Origin of the sequence: Vibrio sp. F13 (assembly GCF_020806305.2) — a bacterium.
Lineage (GTDB): Bacteria > Pseudomonadota > Gammaproteobacteria > Enterobacterales > Vibrionaceae > Vibrio > Vibrio crassostreae_C.
Genome location: NZ_CP170176.1, coordinates 1,560,686 through 1,576,653 on the forward strand (window position 1 = coordinate 1,560,686; position 15,968 = coordinate 1,576,653).

The 15,968-nt window shown below is 44.7% G+C and carries 13 protein-coding genes; 7 read left to right on the forward strand and 6 right to left on the reverse strand.

Features of this window, described 5'->3' with window-relative positions; translation table 11 throughout:
- Nucleotides 1–60: 60 nt before the first annotated feature.
- From LMH68_RS21795 to LMH68_RS21815, 5 genes are all read left to right on the forward strand, one after another.
- Nucleotides 61–534 (forward strand): FKBP-type peptidyl-prolyl cis-trans isomerase, encoded by a 474-nt coding sequence (locus tag LMH68_RS21795; RefSeq protein ID WP_017062642.1) that lies wholly within the window; start codon nt 61–63, stop codon nt 532–534.
- Between the two features lie 180 nt (nt 535–714).
- Nucleotides 715–1,305: a TetR/AcrR family transcriptional regulator gene (locus LMH68_RS21800; protein ID WP_017062643.1), complete on the forward strand. Its 591-nt coding sequence runs from the start codon at nt 715–717 to the stop codon at nt 1,303–1,305.
- A 143-nt stretch (nt 1,306–1,448) separates the two neighbouring features.
- Nucleotides 1,449–2,480, forward strand: a complete 1,032-nt coding sequence (locus LMH68_RS21805; RefSeq protein ID WP_229647846.1) for an NADP-dependent oxidoreductase — start codon at nt 1,449–1,451, stop codon at nt 2,478–2,480.
- 34 nt (nt 2,481–2,514) lie between these two features.
- On the forward strand, nt 2,515–3,135 hold the full coding sequence (locus LMH68_RS21810; RefSeq protein ID WP_229647847.1) for a glutathione S-transferase family protein: 621 nt from the start codon (nt 2,515–2,517) through the stop codon (nt 3,133–3,135).
- 150 nt (nt 3,136–3,285) lie between these two features.
- The gene (locus tag LMH68_RS21815) at nt 3,286–4,962 is read left to right on the forward strand and encodes an RluA family pseudouridine synthase (RefSeq protein ID WP_229647848.1); all 1,677 of its coding nucleotides are present in this window, start codon (nt 3,286–3,288) and stop codon (nt 4,960–4,962) included.
- A 166-nt stretch (nt 4,963–5,128) separates the two neighbouring features.
- Here LMH68_RS21815 and LMH68_RS21820 read toward each other — a convergent pair whose 3' ends face one another.
- From LMH68_RS21820 to LMH68_RS21830, 3 genes are all read right to left on the reverse strand, one after another.
- Nucleotides 5,129–5,422, reverse strand: a complete 294-nt coding sequence (locus LMH68_RS21820; protein WP_080582263.1) for a YkgJ family cysteine cluster protein — start codon at nt 5,420–5,422, stop codon at nt 5,129–5,131.
- A gap of 175 nt (nt 5,423–5,597) precedes the next feature.
- A complete protein-coding gene (locus tag LMH68_RS21825) occupies nt 5,598–6,782 on the reverse strand; it encodes a D-alanyl-D-alanine carboxypeptidase family protein (protein ID WP_017064476.1) in 1,185 nt (394 codons plus the stop codon).
- 178 nt (nt 6,783–6,960) lie between these two features.
- Nucleotides 6,961–7,548: a DUF4136 domain-containing protein gene (locus LMH68_RS21830; RefSeq protein ID WP_102333490.1), complete on the reverse strand. Its 588-nt coding sequence runs from the start codon at nt 7,546–7,548 to the stop codon at nt 6,961–6,963.
- 268 nt (nt 7,549–7,816) lie between these two features.
- On the opposite strand from LMH68_RS21830, the gene LMH68_RS21835 reads away from it, so the two are divergent.
- Nucleotides 7,817–8,071 (forward strand): YgjV family protein, encoded by a 255-nt coding sequence (locus LMH68_RS21835; protein WP_017068159.1) that lies wholly within the window; start codon nt 7,817–7,819, stop codon nt 8,069–8,071.
- 135 nt (nt 8,072–8,206) lie between these two features.
- On the opposite strand, the gene LMH68_RS21840 is transcribed toward LMH68_RS21835, so the two are convergent.
- A complete protein-coding gene (locus LMH68_RS21840; RefSeq protein WP_229647849.1) occupies nt 8,207–9,670 on the reverse strand; it encodes a sensor domain-containing diguanylate cyclase in 1,464 nt (487 codons plus the stop codon).
- Between the two features lie 294 nt (nt 9,671–9,964).
- A complete protein-coding gene (locus LMH68_RS21845; RefSeq protein ID WP_229647851.1) occupies nt 9,965–13,132 on the reverse strand; it encodes a chitinase C-terminal domain-containing protein in 3,168 nt (1,055 codons plus the stop codon).
- A 477-nt stretch (nt 13,133–13,609) separates the two neighbouring features.
- Here LMH68_RS21845 and LMH68_RS21850 point away from each other — a divergent pair, with 477 nt between their 5' ends.
- Complete coding sequence (locus LMH68_RS21850; protein WP_017062653.1) at nt 13,610–15,196, forward strand: BCCT family transporter; 1,587 nt, start codon at nt 13,610–13,612, stop codon at nt 15,194–15,196.
- A 129-nt stretch (nt 15,197–15,325) separates the two neighbouring features.
- On the opposite strand, the gene LMH68_RS21855 is transcribed toward LMH68_RS21850, so the two are convergent.
- Complete coding sequence (locus LMH68_RS21855) at nt 15,326–15,688, reverse strand: RidA family protein (RefSeq protein WP_017062654.1); 363 nt, start codon at nt 15,686–15,688, stop codon at nt 15,326–15,328.
- Between the last annotated feature and the right edge of the window lie 280 nt (nt 15,689–15,968).

Here is a 15,968-nt window from a genome sequence, read left to right on the forward strand (position 1 = left end):
CTGATTAACACATTTTGTATTAACTACGAAATTCAGCACTCAATATAAATAGGTTTTACTATGTCTAAATTTGTCATCCCGGTCATTGTCTTTCTTTTGGCGGGTTTCATGATTTACCGTACTTGGACGAATCATAAGTCTGGCGGAGAAAACTTCGAACAAGGCCAACAATTTCTAATTGAAAACGGCACTAAAGAAGGCGTGATTACGACTGAAAGCGGTCTTCAATACCTTGTTCTTGAAGAAGGTACAGGCACAGAGCACCCAACTAAGAACAGCAAAGTAACGGTTCACTACCACGGTACGCTAATCGACGGCACTGTTTTCGACAGCTCTGTTGAGCGCGGCGAGCCAATCTCATTTGCTCTTAAGCAAGTAATTAAAGGCTGGCAAGAAGGTTTGACTTACATGGTTGAAGGCCAAAAAGTTCGTCTATTTATTCCAAGCACTCTAGCTTACGGTAAAGGCGGTTCAGGCCCTATCCCACCATCATCGACTCTGATTTTTGATGTAGAACTCATCTCTATCAAATAATCGAAGTTACTGATTTAAGCCCCAACATACGCGCTATGTCGGGGCTTTTTTATATCTGAACATTTGAAGCCTCTTTAGATATTGAGCTATTTAGCTATTTAGCTACTGTAACAACGACCAAATATACCCTCGAAAACCGACCACTAGACGACTGGTCTAATTTAACTTATAGTACCGCCCATGAACGAAAAAACGAATGACACACGCCTGCATGTTTTAGATGTTGGCTACCAATTAATAGTGAACAACGGCTTTAACGGCGTTGGCTTATCGCAATTGCTTAAAGAAGCGGACGTGCCGAAAGGGTCGTTTTACCACTACTTTAAATCGAAAGAGCAATTTGGCGAGGCTCTGATCCAGCACTATTTTGAGACCTACATCAGCAGAGTTGAAACTATTTTGGTTCATGGTGAAGGCAACCATTACCAGAGAATTGTCAGTTATTTCACTCGATGGTCACAGATTGAAAACGGCACCTGCAATGCTCATAAATGCTTGGTCGTTAAACTCAGCGCGGAAGTTTCTGATCTTTCTGATCCTATGCGCCAAGCGCTATTAAAGGGTGCAGAAAAAGTGACGAATACCATCGAACAGTGCATTGTCGGCGGTATTGAAGATGGCTCCATAAAGGTTGAAGAGAGCCAAGAAGCAGCTCAGAACCTATACTCAATGTGGTTAGGCGCCAGCTTATTGAGCAAGCTGAGCCAAAGCTCACATAGCTTACAGTCAGCTTTGAGCCTTACCGAACGAATTTTAAAAGGTGAAAGCTAATAACGCGCAGCGCGCTTTATTGGCTTTAACTTAAAAAAATCACCCGCCCTCTTATCAATTTGATGACGGCGGGATTTTTAGACAACAAGACTAGACGACTGGTCTAATTCTAAATGTATAAAATACACAATTAAGGACATCCAATGACTCAACAAGACAATCGCCGAATCGTATTGGCTTCTCGCCCAGTTGGCGCACCGACTCAAGACAACTTCCGTTTAGAGACAATAGCTGCGCCAAGCATCAAAGACGGCGAGATGTTACTTCGCTCAGTTTACCTTTCTCTAGACCCCTACATGCGTGGTCGTATGAGCGATGCTAAATCTTACGCAGACCCTGTCGAGATTGATGAGGTGATGGTTGGCGCAACCGTATGTCAGGTTGAAGAATCAAACCACGCTGATTACGAAGTTGGCGAATGGGTACTGGCTTACACAGGTTGGCAAGATCTTGGTGTGTCTAACGGTGAAGGCCTAATCAAACTCGGCAAAGAACCAACGCACCCTTCTTACGCGCTTGGCATCATGGGTATGCCTGGTTTTACCGCTTACATGGGCTTGCTTGATATCGGCCAACCTAAAGAAGGCGACACGCTAGTCGTTGCAGCAGCAACAGGTGCTGTAGGCGCAACCGTTGGACAAATCGGCAAACTAAAAGGCTGTCGTGTTATCGGCGTTGCAGGCGGTCAAGAGAAGTGTCAGTACGCGAAAGAGATTCTCGGCTTTGATGAATGCATCGACCACAAAGCTGACGACTTCGCGGAGCAATTGGCTAAAGCGTGTGACAACGGCATCGACGTTTACTTTGAAAACGTTGGCGGCAAGGTATTCGATGCAGTAATGCCTCTGCTTAACACAGGTGCTCGTATTCCTGTGTGTGGCCTTATCTCTCAATACAATGCGACTTCACTGCCTGAAGGACCAGATCGTATGTCTAGCCTGATGGGTATGCTGCTTGTTAAAAGAATTAAGATGCAAGGTTTCATCATCTTTGATGACTACGCACACCGTTACAACGAATTTGCTGTTCAAATGACAGAATGGTTGTCTCAAGGCAAGATGCATTACCGTGAGCACCTAGTTGAAGGCCTAGACGAAGCGCCACAAGCATTCATGGGTCTATTGGAAGGCCTAAACTTCGGTAAGCTTGTTATCAAAACAAACGAAGCTAAATAAATTTAAAAACTGAACCAGTTAACTAGGTAAAATCATGATTACTTTGCATCACCTAAACAAATCTCGCTCAAAACGAATCATCTGGCTACTGGAAGAGCTTGGTGTTGATTATCAAATCAAACCATACCAACGAGACAGTGTAACGTTTCTAGCACCACCAGAATTGAAGACTGTTCACCCTCTTGGTAAATCTCCGGTTATTGAAGACGATGGTGTTGTGATCAGCGAATCTGGTGCTATCACCGAGTACCTAATCGATAAATACGGTCAAGGTAAGTTCGCACCAGTGCGCGGCACCGCTGACTACGTGGAATACTTACAGTGGCTTCACTTCGCTGAAAGCTCTGGTATCCTGCCAATGCTACTTAAAATCTTTGTGATGAAAGACGGTTGCGAGACAAATTTCCTTGGCGGCTACGCTGATGATGAAAACCAAAAGGTCCTAACCTTTGTCAACGAAGCACTTGAAGGTAAAACTTACCTTGTTGCTGATACTCTGACGGGTGCCGATTTCATGATGTCGTTCATCGTAGAAATCGTGGGTAACTTCGGTGCCACTGCGCTCTACCCTAACATTGCTAAATACGGTGATCTTTTAACGAGCCACCCTGCTTACCAAAAAGCCGAGCAACTAGAGCTAGAACACTCGAACTGATCGAGTTTCAATCAAGCTCTGCGCGCTTAGGATAAGCACAAGCAACTAAATGAAGCCAAAGTCGATTTATCTTTCGCTTTGGCTTCTCATTTGCCTTCATTTCGACAACAATACCGAACTCTAACTGAACAGCCATAGAGTTTGATCTTAATGCCAACAAACCTCGCTCAATACACACCTCTGCACCTAGCAAACACGAATGTCGATTTAGCGCTACCGACTCGTTTTACGTTTCCGTATTACTATACCCCGCACCCTGTGTGTGAATTCGCTATGCTGCAGCTTCAGCAATCACTTGTCGACTGTGGTGTGAATGAAACCTCGCAAGGTAATCTCTACGCTGTGCTTCTTGTTCAGAATCCAACCACACAAGGGTTAGGTTACCTTTCTGCGTTTTCAGGCTTACAGTTAGATCCGGCTTTGGTCTCTCAGTTAAACAACATTCACTTTGTTCCACCAGCCTTCGATTCAAAACAGTTTCAATCTCAAAACAGTGCGAACCTTGCTCGCCAATTGCAGCTCTCGGACGACATTGAAAAGCTGCAACAGTCGCACAATCTAGACACATTATTGGCCGAGCTTGAAGGGTTAAAAATCGAATCAGCAAAAGCTATCGAAGCCTTTCAGTTAGCAATGGCCGCAAACAAAGCTCAGCGTAACGAACTCAGAGAACAAGCCAATCAAGAAAAAGCATTAGGGAATCTAGAGTCAGCGGCGAATTTGCTCAAACAACTGGGCAATCAAAGTAGCCAAGAGAAACGTGACCTAAAAGCACTTCGTATTGAGTGGAAACAGAAGATCGCAGAGCGCCAATCACAAATTGATTTGATTGAAAGCGAACTGAAAAACCGTAAGCAAGATCACCAAGCAGTTTCACAACAGTTGGAAACTCAACGCCTCTCTCACTATCGCTTTATCAATCAAGCCAAGCAATCTAAGAATTTACTCGAGTTGCTCGATGGTAAAGACGCGCTTGAAGGCTCTGGTGACTGCTGCCTACCAAAGCTGCTTAACTTCGCCTTTGAACACGGGTTCAAGCCGTTAGCATTATCTGAGTTTTGGTGGGGATTACCGCCTACAGACATCATTCGACAACACGCAAACCTCTACCCTGTTTGTCAGAGTAAAAGCTTTGAGATCCTCGAACACCAGTTAAGTGGCATAGAGCTAGAAGATAACCCGCTTATCGTGAACCCTGCGGTTGGTAAGTCTTTTAATATTGTTTATGAAGACGATGAAATCGTAGTCGTCAATAAGCCTGAAGAGTTCTTGTCGGTTCCCGGTAAGTTCATCGAAGATTCAGTTTATACCCGCATAAAAGCGCGTTACCCGGATGCGACTGGTCCTTTGATTATCCATAGGTTGGATATGTCGACGTCAGGTTTGTTGATCTTGGCGCTCACGGCGGAATCAAACAAGCATATTCAGAAGCAGTTCATTAATAGAACCGTAGAGAAACGCTACACCGCTTTGTTAGATGGCGAGATAACGGGCGAATCTGGCAATATCAGCCTTCCTTTGCGCGGCGACATCACGGACAGACCAAGACAACTGGTTTGTCACCAACACGGCCGAAATGCAGAGACCCATTGGCAAGTGGTTAGCACTCACAATGGCAAAACCAAGGTTCAATTGTACCCTAAAACAGGGCGAACCCACCAGCTGCGAGTGCACTGTGCTCATCCATTAGGGCTTGCTGTACCTATTCGTGGTGACGACTTATACGGATACAAACGCGAGCGCTTACACCTGCACGCTGGCTACTTCAAGTTGATTCACCCGACAACCGGTGAATGGATGGAGTTTGAAGTGCCTTCCGAGTTCTAAACTCTAACTTATCGAGCTAAGACTCTTATCTCACTCAATATTTGATCTCATAAAACGCATCAAGGTTCTACAACTGCTTAAGGTATAGAACCCTGATATTTAATTTTAATGTGATTATCACAGTTCATTAGCGTACTTTAGTTACTGAGTTCAATACTGCAGACGCCTAGCCCATCACATCTTTGCGCTGGTCAACACATTCGAAAGAGCCCATTTCGAACTCGCGACAGATCCATGGTCGGTTTTCGTAGATAGTACACATCAGTGTTTCTCTATCTACCGCAGAACACCAGCCGTCGTCTAAGCGCTTCATGGTTTCACCGCCCCATTCATCATAAGCGATGTGCTCTTCAGGTACGCCCGTATCTGTGATGATCATAACCTCTAAACGACAACAGCATGCCTGACAATTTGCACAGGTTACTTCGGGTTCGGTTACGTTCTTTATATCTATCGTCATAAGTGACTACACTGCTAAATTTTGCGTATAGTAATCGAAACCGCCCGCTACGGCTAATAAAGATAGTGCGGCGCGGCGTTTTCATTGATGTAGAAATAACAAAGGGCGCTGTGATTCACTCACAACACCCATAATATTTCGACTTTTCAGCGCGGCTTATCGCCACAGGCTCTATTTAGAACAGGCTCGCGAAGAACAGCTTAACGTAGTCTATTAAACGTTTGAACAAACCGCCCTGTTCAACCGCTTCAAGCGCGATCAAAGGCTGAGTTTGAACATCTTCGCCATCAACGGTGTAATGAACCACACCTAGAGTTTGACCTTCTGCAATTGGCGCTTTCAGTTCAGAGTTAAGCTCGATAGATGCAGTCAGCTTTTTACTGTCTGACTTAGGCAACGTAATGAACGTGTCTTCTGCCACACCTAATTTCAATGTGTCTTGCTCACCAAACCATACCTTCTCTTCAGCCACTTGATCGCCGCCTTTATGCGGGTTTAGTGTATCGAAGAAACGGAAACCGTAGCTCAACAGCTGTTTGCTGTCTGATTCACGGCTCTTAACGCTTGATGCGCCCATCACAACCGCGATAAGTCTCATCTCACCTTGTGTCGCTGAACTCGCCAAACTGTAGCCAGCACCAGAGGTGTAGCCCGTTTTCATGCCATCAACGGTTAAGCTTCTATCACGCAACAAGCCATTACGGTTATGTTGAGTGATGCCGTTGTAACTGAAAGAGCGTTCGCTGTATAAGCCATACACATCCGGTAAATCACGAATAATGGCACGACCGAGTAACGCGATATCGTAAGGAGTCGAATAGAGGTCGTCTGCATCCAAACCATGTGCATTGGCAAAATGGGTGTTTTCTAGCTTCAGAGAGGTAGCCCAAGAGTTCATCAGGTCAACGAATGCATCTTGTGAGCCTGCAACATGCTCTGCAATCGCAACGCTAGCATCATTACCGGATTGAATAATCAAGCCACGATAAAGATCCATCATTGCTACATCGGTGTTTACTTCGATGAACATTTTTGAAGAGTCTGGGAAGTTCTTCGCCCACGCGTTCTCACTGATTCGTACCTGATCATCAGCAGAGATGTTGCCTCGCTTCATCTCTTGACCTGCCACATAACTGGTCATCAGTTTGGTCAAGCTTGCTGGGTTTAACTTCGTATGTGCGTTTTTTTCTACCAGCACATCACCAGAATTAAAATCAATTAACACATACCCTTTTGCGCCTAGGCTAGGTGGGCTTGGTACTATAGAAGGTGCTGCGATAGCTGCATTACTTACCATCGCGGCGTTACTTACAATGAATATACTTAATAGAGGGAGAGAGTATTTGGAAAACAGTTTCATTGAATCAAACCTAAGTTAACGTTTTGAGCAGTATAGACAAATGCTAGCAAAAGAAGCGCGAACTTTACGTTGCTTTACGTATTTGTACCATTCGTTACAAATAAAAAAGTATAATCTGCGATCTGACCATATTTTCCACAACTAATATTTACTCCACGAATGCATTCAACGCCTAATGCTATCGCTCAGGCATGCGTCTAAATAACATTTCAACAAAGCCAGTAATACGCTGTTTGCTCTCGCTTGGCTCTAAATCAGGTTGGATGCCAGACTGTGCTAATGCTTGCCATTGTACGACCTCTGAGTTAGGTACGAAAAACGCAATGTACAACGACCCTTTCTCCGCGACTTTACCTTCACCATCGTAAAATGGCACACCAGTAAATAGCTTAATCGCATCGAAGATAGACTCATCGTTCAGTTCCGATTCTTCCGCTAATCCAAAGCCTACAACAACATCACCGACACCATCCTGCTTTAACTGATAACCTTTACTTGAGAGCTGTTCTTGAATCGAATCACGCACTAAATCGGTTACCACGGTTTCATCGTATTTTTGAGAAAGGTAAACCTTTTCTGACTCAGGGTGCCAGGAGTACGTCATCACGCCGTGTTTCATGAAACCAAAGTCACCGCTAGTGACCACACCATAATTGTGTGTGGGTGGTATTTCTTGCGTAGAGCATGCGGTCAGCCCAATAGCCATCAAAGCCAATAGTGCTGCTTTTTTTATGCTTTTTGTTGCACAAATGGATCGTTTTATCATTCGAGGCTTCCTTACCTATATAAGAATAACTATCAATTCAACCTCCAACATAAATAGTAATTATGTTAATAGAAAGGTCATTAAACGTTTGCGTAATCGCTAACCTTCACCTCTGTCTGTTTTGGGGGTTTAATCACAAAAACAGAGTTGGTATAGTTCTCCCCGTTAAACAAAACCAGACCATTCGAGGCACGGAGCTTCCTCAATCATCTCATGAAGAGAAGAATTGGTACCGACAAAGTATCGGCAAATTTAAGAGGGTCAAACAATGGAATTCAATATGGTTGAAATTTTAGGTTACGCTGCGTCTATTATGGTCGCAATTTCATTAACAATGAAAGATATCGTTCGTCTGCGTGTCCTTAACTTTATTGGCTGTGCACTCTTCACAGCATACGGCATCATGATTGACGCATGGCCAGTTGCAGCCACCAACGGCTTTATCGCTTGTGTAAACATCTACTTCCTTGCAAAAATGCAAAAGGAAAAAAAAACGGAAGCGATGAAAGCAGCGAAAGCTTAAATTAACGATTAGCCTTTCAAATAATTCTGAAAAAGCCCAAATAGAGCGATCTATTTGGGCTTTTTTGTGTTTGTCGTTCTCAAGAGCTCGATTTGTGTGAACAAAACTTTTCAATTCAATGAGGCTTTCAACCGATCACATGTAAGCAACGTGATATTCGTTCTCTCGATACGCTTGAGTGTTGTTACGTCCACTCTCTTTTGCTTGATAAAGCGCTTTGTCGGCTTTATCGATAGCGGTTTCAATGTCAGTCAGTGCTTGAGCATGGCAACAACCAGCGCTGATTGTTACTGGCGACACTAAGCCTTGAAGTTGCTCAACACATAACCGTAACGCCTCTGATAATTCGAATAACTCATGTTCATCACAATCAAACGTCACCAAAATAAACTCTTCACCGCCATAGCGTGCAATCAAACGACGACGGTTAACAAATCTCTTCAGTGATTTTGCGACCTCACAGATAACCCTATCGCCTTGAGCATGACCATATTGATCGTTCACCCGCTTGAAATGGTCAATATCCAGCAAAATGACACCGACATTTGTTAGCGGATAAGGCGACCTTTGAGTAATTTTCAGTTTTAGCTGTTCGATAAAACTCCGTCGACTAGGAAGCCCAGTAAGGTAATCGAGGCTTGCCACATCCAAGATTCTAAGATGACGATGCCGCAGGTAAAGCACCAACACGACAATAATGCTCAACAAACTTACAACCAAAGCCATCAAGCTAATAAACAATAGGCTATGATTTCGATTAAGCTCTTGCTCTAAGATACCTGCAGAAATGACCCAATTAAGATAAGGGTAAAACTTATAGAAGATTTTTTTGTTGGTCGTGCCACTATCACTGGAAATCGAGTAACTGAATTGACCTTCTGGTTTGGTGGCGATTCGATCAATAAGCAGTTCAGACGAGTAGCCTATTAAGGATTTCAATGATTTGTGCTCATAATCTGGATGAAGCACTAAGTTACCCTGCAGATCGACAATGTACACATATCCGCTATCACCAAACGCATACTTTCTAAGTTTATCTTTTAAACCTTCAAGATCGACCAAATACATCAATTCTTCTTTATAGGTCGTCGCAACCAAAGTATTACCACTCGGTAGCCTCATCGAATAAGCGACTTTGGCTCTGCGGCTTATCTCATGAGGGTTAGCGTGAAAGTACTCGATCATGCCAGAGTCAATAGTGAGCTGTTTTTGGATATGAGTAAGATGCCCACGCTTCTGACCTTGCAAGAATGGATGGTAGAGATGGACGCCTTGGGGTGACATCAAATAGATATAACCCGATTGTCCAATATGCAATTCACGGGCAATTTGGCTTACCTGTTCAACTTCTTGTTCTGCCGTGGTATGCCATACATGAGACGCAACGGTATCCGTAATTCCTTTAAGATATGTCTTTATCGCCTCATTAACTGTGGTGTCGACAATATCGTAACTCGCGTTCACAATCGTACGAAAAAACAGTTGGTTAGATTCCAACAATGACCTTTCAGTTCGATTAAATTGAAAGGCAGAAAGAATCATCGACACGACGGCGAGCGCAATTGAAAAATTAAGAATGTATTTACGTCTGACTTTCAAGATTACCCCGTAGATTTATAATTTCAGGTAACGCTGTGACTTCTCTTATATACAGACTGTTTTATATCATGTTTTTATTTTTTACTGAACGAGTGTCGATATTTTTAAGGGTTTCTATACGTAATCTGTGACTTATAACAAAAACGCCGAACTGGATTCAGTTCGGCTTTTTGATTTTACGTCTAGATTGATTACTTAATTGATACTAATTCCTGATAAATAGACTTAAAAGCATTTGTGTTTATTACCTATTACTACACTCTATTGTCTATAAATAGTTTGCTTAGCATTAAATTAAGAACAAACTTGAGTCCAGCTACCATCGCTACCCGGTTCAGAACTTGTCCACCAGTTTGCTTGGTAAACACTACCGTTGTGAACCACTTGGTCTCCTGTGTTTGCATGGCTTGGGTTACCTGCCCAATCTTTCTGAGGTAAGTCTGGGTAAACCGCTAAACCTGCCGTATCACATGTACCTGGATTGGTGCCACCATCGCCAGGGTTACCGCCACCTGAACTGATATCACCTAATGGTAGATCTGGCTGCTCGAAGCTAAACGCGTAATCAACGCCACCGACATTCACCGCGTAGTTAGCAGGGCCAGAAATTGGCAAGTAATACACCATGTCTAACTCATACACACCGCCAGCAGGAAGCTCTTCCCATGTCGGCAACGTAAACGCCACTCGGTGCATGGTTCCATCTAGTCCACCGATGTTATCCGCGCGAGTATGACCTGAAGCAATCACGGTCAAACCACCACCCGATTGATCTTTCGCGTTATCAGGTGCAGATACTGGGATATCGAATTGGAACTCAGTTCCACCCGGAAGAGCTTGCCCTATGTTGTTCGTGAACGTGATCTTAGGGTTGATTGGGTAGTTTTGGTCACCGACTTTGAAGCCACCAACCGATACCGCGATATCTAGCGCTTCTGTTGGAATAGCACCCGTCGCTACTTTGTTTCCATATGGTGTTGCAGACTTAAACTTATCGTAGATAGCTTTCGTCATGGTGTTACCCATGTGGAACTCACCGTTACCGCTGTTACACGCTTGCTCAGTCGTATCGATAGAGCTTCGGTTGCCATTCGCATCGAGAACATAACAGTTATAATCCCCTGCTAGTTCCCAGAACATAATGCCGCCGATCTCTTTGTCGATAACGTAGTCCGCTTTCACGTCGATAGACTGTTTATCTTCTGTTGAAAGGAATACGCCCTTCTCTGCGTTCCACAACCAAGGGGCAACCGCCACACTGTCGTAGTTTCTCGTGTAAGTGCCCGTTAGAACATCTGAAGGATCATTCACAGGATCAAGCTTGTAAGCTTCAGCGTAAGAGCCCCAAATACCCTTCTCTAGGTTCTTCGCGTGCCACATAGGGTTAGAACCCGCGCCCATTTCGTTACCTTTTGGATCGGTATCGTGCCACATGTTGTCGATACCAATAGCGCCATGGCCACAGTTGTTTTTCTCGCCTTCACCCGTACCCGCTGAACATTCAGATTGGTTTGGCAGTGCTGCTCGGCCCCAAAGACCATTCTCACCACCCGTTACGCCTTGCCAACCACGAGTGTAGTAAGGCACACCGATGTTAATACGGCCTGCTGGCATAGAACCACGGAAGTAATGGTAAGCCCAATCCGTGTTCAGATAACCAATACCACCGTAAGCCGCCGTGTCGTATACGTTCCACTGCGCTAGCTCTGAATCTTTACCCGTATCAAACAAGGCTGCGTTATGACCTACGTGATCGTTCCACGCACCGTGAAGGTCGTAAGACATGATGTTTACGTAATCGAGGTACTTGGTTACATCGAATGTTTCCATACCGCGTAATAGGTAACCAGAAGAAGGCGCTGCGATCGTTAACATGTAGTGATTGCCATCTTGCGCAGACGCCGCATCGAGCTTCTCACGTAGCACTTTCATCAACACTTGGTACGACGCCCACAGGTATTGACGACGCGGCTCCATGAAGTCTTTGTCGTATGGGTTACCTGCGCCAGCCATAGAAGTTGGGTATTCGTAATCGATATCTAGACCATCGAACTGGTACTTACGCAGCATTTCGACCGCTGAAGTCGCGAATGTTTCGATACCTTGATGGTTGATAGAACCATCAGCATTGGTCGTCATGGTGTAGAAACCACCATCAGCCACGCGGCTGCCATCAGTCGCGAAGTGACCACCTGTTTCAGCCCAACCACCGATTGAGATTAACGTTTTCACGCCGTGTTTTTTCTTCGCTGTCGCTAATGCACCGAAGTGACCTTTGAAGCCTAATGCCGGATCAACTTCCACACCCGGCCACTCTTTACCAACCGCTGCGTTATTTGGATCGTTTACATCACCGACGTTTACTTTGCCATCTGAACCGATGCTCACGAAAGCGTAGTTAATGTGTGTGAGTTGTTCCCAAGGAATATCATTTACTAGGTAAGCAGCTTGTGGGTCATCCCCTGCACGCCAACTTGTGAAGTAACCAATGACACGACGGGGATGGTCTGCGCCCATTTTCTCACGGCCTTCATCATCGTAAATTGTACAGTAAGGAACATCGACACCTTGAGTTTGATATAAGCCATCAGGGCGACATGTGCTCACTGTTGGAGCGCCGTTCACGGTCAAAGATGCCAACGCAGAATCTGCAGTCGCACCTTGGTCGTCTGTTGCTTTCGCGTAAACCGCTAAAGAACCCGCTTGAGTTGTTGTGTAATCTAACGTGTAAGGGCTCGTTGCAGCAGTGCCCACAAGAGCACCCGCTACGTAGAAATCAACCTTATCAACCGTGCCATCGCTATCTGCTGCCGTTGCTGTCAGTGTGACTACACCACCAACATCAACAGATGTCACTGAAAGTGCAACTGAAACTGTCGGTGCTTCATTCCCTGGTTGTGCTGAATCAACAGAAACAGAAACCGCACTTGCAACACTTGCTGCGCCTTCATTATCCGTTGCAACAACAGAAACCTGATGATTACCCGACGTTGCAGCCCAAGTCGCTTCGAAAGGTGCCGCTGTGACTACCGCAACAGATGCGCCATCAACAAAGAACTCAACCGAAGCCACACTGCCATCAGAATCTAGTGCTGTTGCACTCAATACAACATTATCGCCTTCAGTAATCACGTCAGAAGCAGAGGGTGCCGTTAATGAAGCCGTTGGTACTTCATTTGGCGTACCGCCACCTCCGCCACCACTACACACATCAATCTTTTTCCATTGTGCATAGTCACCCTCAAATTGGCTCGGGTTGTTATTTTGATTCCAGTAATTCGCTGAGTACGCGCTGCCGTCATGTGAAACCTGATCACCACCGGTGTACACCGTGGCGGAATCCCACGCTTCTAACGTTGAACAATCCACAGCCGCGTAGCTGTTGAACGCCATTAAGCATGACGCGGTGAGAGTACTGAGTGTAAAAACCTTCTTGGCCACTCTTCCTTGGTTTAGGTGCATGTTAGCTGTCCCTTAAGTTATTGTTTCAAGATGCTTAATTTAAGTGTCATATTTCTCATCACTTAAATCTCTTCGCAAAACAACTGTAGGTAACAGTGCCAATTTAACACCTAAAATATTCGATATTTATAAAATGACTCGCATTAATTTGTTTATAGCATGCAATGAGTCAACACTTATTTTGCACGAACAACTAATATTAAATTTATTTCGGTACGCTAAAAAATATCGCCTAATTCGTATCCTTAATTACAAAACTCTATTCATATCTGCTTTATTTGTTCGTTCTGAAATTTCGTTTTAAAACTAACCAAAAGGGATTGATTTCGCCGTAGAACTGATTTCTTTTCTAAATTTGCCCACTTTTTCTTAACAATTGTGGTAGTATCGCGGATTTTTTTTGACGAACCTCACATTTCCAATGCAAGTGTGGGAGAAATACATAGGCTCGAAAGAGCCAAATATAGCGAAGAAATAATGTCCAACTTGACGCAAGTCGCCAACGAAAACATCAACGCAGAATCTACTTCTATCGATTTCAATAAAGCTCAATCTTTGGGTGAAAAACTGGAACTCGGAAACCCAGTCTTTTGGCTTAGTGGCAGTTTTTTAACCCTCTTTGTCATCCTAGCCTTCACCAACACCTCCGTGTTGTCCGAACTTGTAAACATCGGCTTTAGTTATTCAACTAAGTGGTTCGGTGCTTTCTGGCAAGTCCTACTACTTCTCAACTTCATTATCGGTTTAGTGCTTGCACTAGGTCGCACCGGCCACGTTCGCTTAGGAACGCTTGCCCTACCTGAAATGACCACCTTTAAATGGATGTCTATCGTCCTATGTACGCTGCTAGCCGGCGGTGGTGTGTTCTGGGCAGCCGCAGAGCCTATCGCTCACTTTGTTTCAGCTCCGCCACTGTATGGCAACGCAGATCCTCAAGCGATGGCGTTCAATGCTCTATCACAATCTTTCATGCACTGGGGTTTCCTTGCATGGGCAATCTTAGGTGGTTTGTCTTCCATCGTGTTAATGCACTTGCATTACGACAAAGGCCTTCCTCTTAAGCCTCGCACTCTGCTTTACCCAGTACTTGGCGACAAAGCGATTAACAGTTGGGTTGGTAACGTTGTCGACGCATGCAGCATCGTGGCTGTAGCCGCAGGTACTATCGGCCCTATCGGCTTCCTTGGCCTACAAATCAGCTACGCACTGAGCGAACTGTTTGGCATTTCAGACAGCTTTGCAACTCAAAGTGTTGTTATTATCTTTGCTATCGCAATGTACACGCTTTCTGCTTTGAGCGGCGTGAACAAAGGTATCCAACTGGTAAGCCGTTACAACATCATCTTGTCTGTGTGTCTAATCGGCTACATCCTTCTTGTTGGCCCAACGAGCTTCATCGTTGATGGCTACCTGCAAGGTATGGGCGAAATGGTTGATAACTTCATCCCAATGGCGCTATACCGCCAAGATACAGCATGGCTAGGTGGCTGGACTGTGTTCTTCTGGGGTTGGTTCTTAGGTTATGGCCCAATGATGGCGATCTTCATTGCTCGTATCTCACGTGGCCGTACTATTCGCCAAATGATCGTTTCTATTAGCATCGTTGCACCGCTTGTAACGTGTTTCTGGTTCAGCATCGTTGGTGGTAGTGGTCTAGCGTTTGAATTAGAGAACCCAGGTGTGATCTCTAGTGCATTCGAAGGCTTTAACCTTCCTGCTGTGCTACTGGCCATTACCGCTCAACTGCCGTTCCCGACTTTGATTGCAATTCTGTTCCTGATCCTGACGACCACGTTCATCGTGACAACAGGTGACTCAATGACTTACACAATCAGTGTGGTAATGACGGGTACGACAGAGCCAAACGCAGCGGTACGTACCTTCTGGGGTATCATCATGGGTGCGGTAGCGATCACACTTATCTCGATGGGTTCAGGCGGCATCTCCGCTCTACAGTCGTTCATTGTAATCACAGCGGTTCCGGTATCGTTTATCTTGCTCCCGTGTCTATGGCACGCGCCGAAGATCGCGAAGCAGATGGCAAGAGATCAAGGTATCGCTTAATACCTGACCCGATTTAGTTTCGGGTAGCGTAGAACACTAAAAAGCCACTCAAGTGATTCACCTGAGTGGCTTTGTTTTATCTGTTCGTTACTTCTATCTACGATAGCTTATTTCAATCGATAGTTCGGCTTATTGAAACTTTTCACCCGCAGCAACCATAAACGACATCTCAACCAGTAGCTCAGGATTAGCAAGTTCTGCTTTCACGCATGCACGGCTTGGCGCGCAGCCTTCAGGGAACCACGCTTCCCAAACTTCATTGAGTGCATCAAAGTTAGCGAAATCCGTGAGATAAATAGTCACTGACAATACGCGAGATTTGTCGCTGTCTACCAAACTCATCATTTCTTCGGCTTGTTCGAAGATTTGCTGAACCTGACTCTTAATTCCTGCTGTTGTATCCGTCTCTGCCACTTCCACAAAGCTTGCAATACCGTTAAAAACAGTTACATCAGACCAACGTTTGGTCGGGTTAATTCTATGAATTTTCACTGGTTATACTCTTCTTATAATTAGGGTGAACATCAGCGTAATCTAATCCAAATCATGAATATTGAAAACAAAAATTAGAAAGCTCGCGTTACCTTTTGAACAGCACTATCGCCTACCCATTGCTTTGGTTCTCAACATCACTAGCCTTTGAGTTCCTATCGAGACAATAAGTCGCTACCTATTAAGTTTTTAGATAAATATATTAATTATTATTCTCAATGCGAAATTTAATCTGAGCTATTGCGGTCATATTCAGGGAGTTTATTAAATTGAGTACTTT

What these genes read in the sequence shown, in the direction of transcription:
- LMH68_RS21795 (WP_017062642.1), top strand. Translation starts at nt 61, where the DNA reads ATGTCTAAATTTGTCATCCCGGTCATTGTCTTTCTTTTGGCGGGTTTC.
- LMH68_RS21800 (WP_017062643.1), top strand. Translation starts at nt 715, where the DNA reads ATGAACGAAAAAACGAATGACACACGCCTGCATGTTTTAGATGTTGGC.
- LMH68_RS21805 (WP_229647846.1), top strand. Translation starts at nt 1,449, where the DNA reads ATGACTCAACAAGACAATCGCCGAATCGTATTGGCTTCTCGCCCAGTT.
- LMH68_RS21810 (WP_229647847.1), top strand. Translation starts at nt 2,515, where the DNA reads ATGATTACTTTGCATCACCTAAACAAATCTCGCTCAAAACGAATCATC.
- LMH68_RS21815 (WP_229647848.1), top strand. Translation starts at nt 3,286, where the DNA reads ATGCCAACAAACCTCGCTCAATACACACCTCTGCACCTAGCAAACACG.
- LMH68_RS21820 (WP_080582263.1), bottom strand. Translation starts at nt 5,422, where the DNA reads ATGACGATAGATATAAAGAACGTAACCGAACCCGAAGTAACCTGTGCA.
- LMH68_RS21825 (WP_017064476.1), bottom strand. Translation starts at nt 6,782, where the DNA reads ATGAAACTGTTTTCCAAATACTCTCTCCCTCTATTAAGTATATTCATT.
- LMH68_RS21830 (WP_102333490.1), bottom strand. Translation starts at nt 7,548, where the DNA reads ATGATAAAACGATCCATTTGTGCAACAAAAAGCATAAAAAAAGCAGCA.
- LMH68_RS21835 (WP_017068159.1), top strand. Translation starts at nt 7,817, where the DNA reads ATGGAATTCAATATGGTTGAAATTTTAGGTTACGCTGCGTCTATTATG.
- LMH68_RS21845 (WP_229647851.1), bottom strand. Translation starts at nt 13,132, where the DNA reads ATGCACCTAAACCAAGGAAGAGTGGCCAAGAAGGTTTTTACACTCAGT.
- LMH68_RS21850 (WP_017062653.1), top strand. Translation starts at nt 13,610, where the DNA reads ATGTCCAACTTGACGCAAGTCGCCAACGAAAACATCAACGCAGAATCT.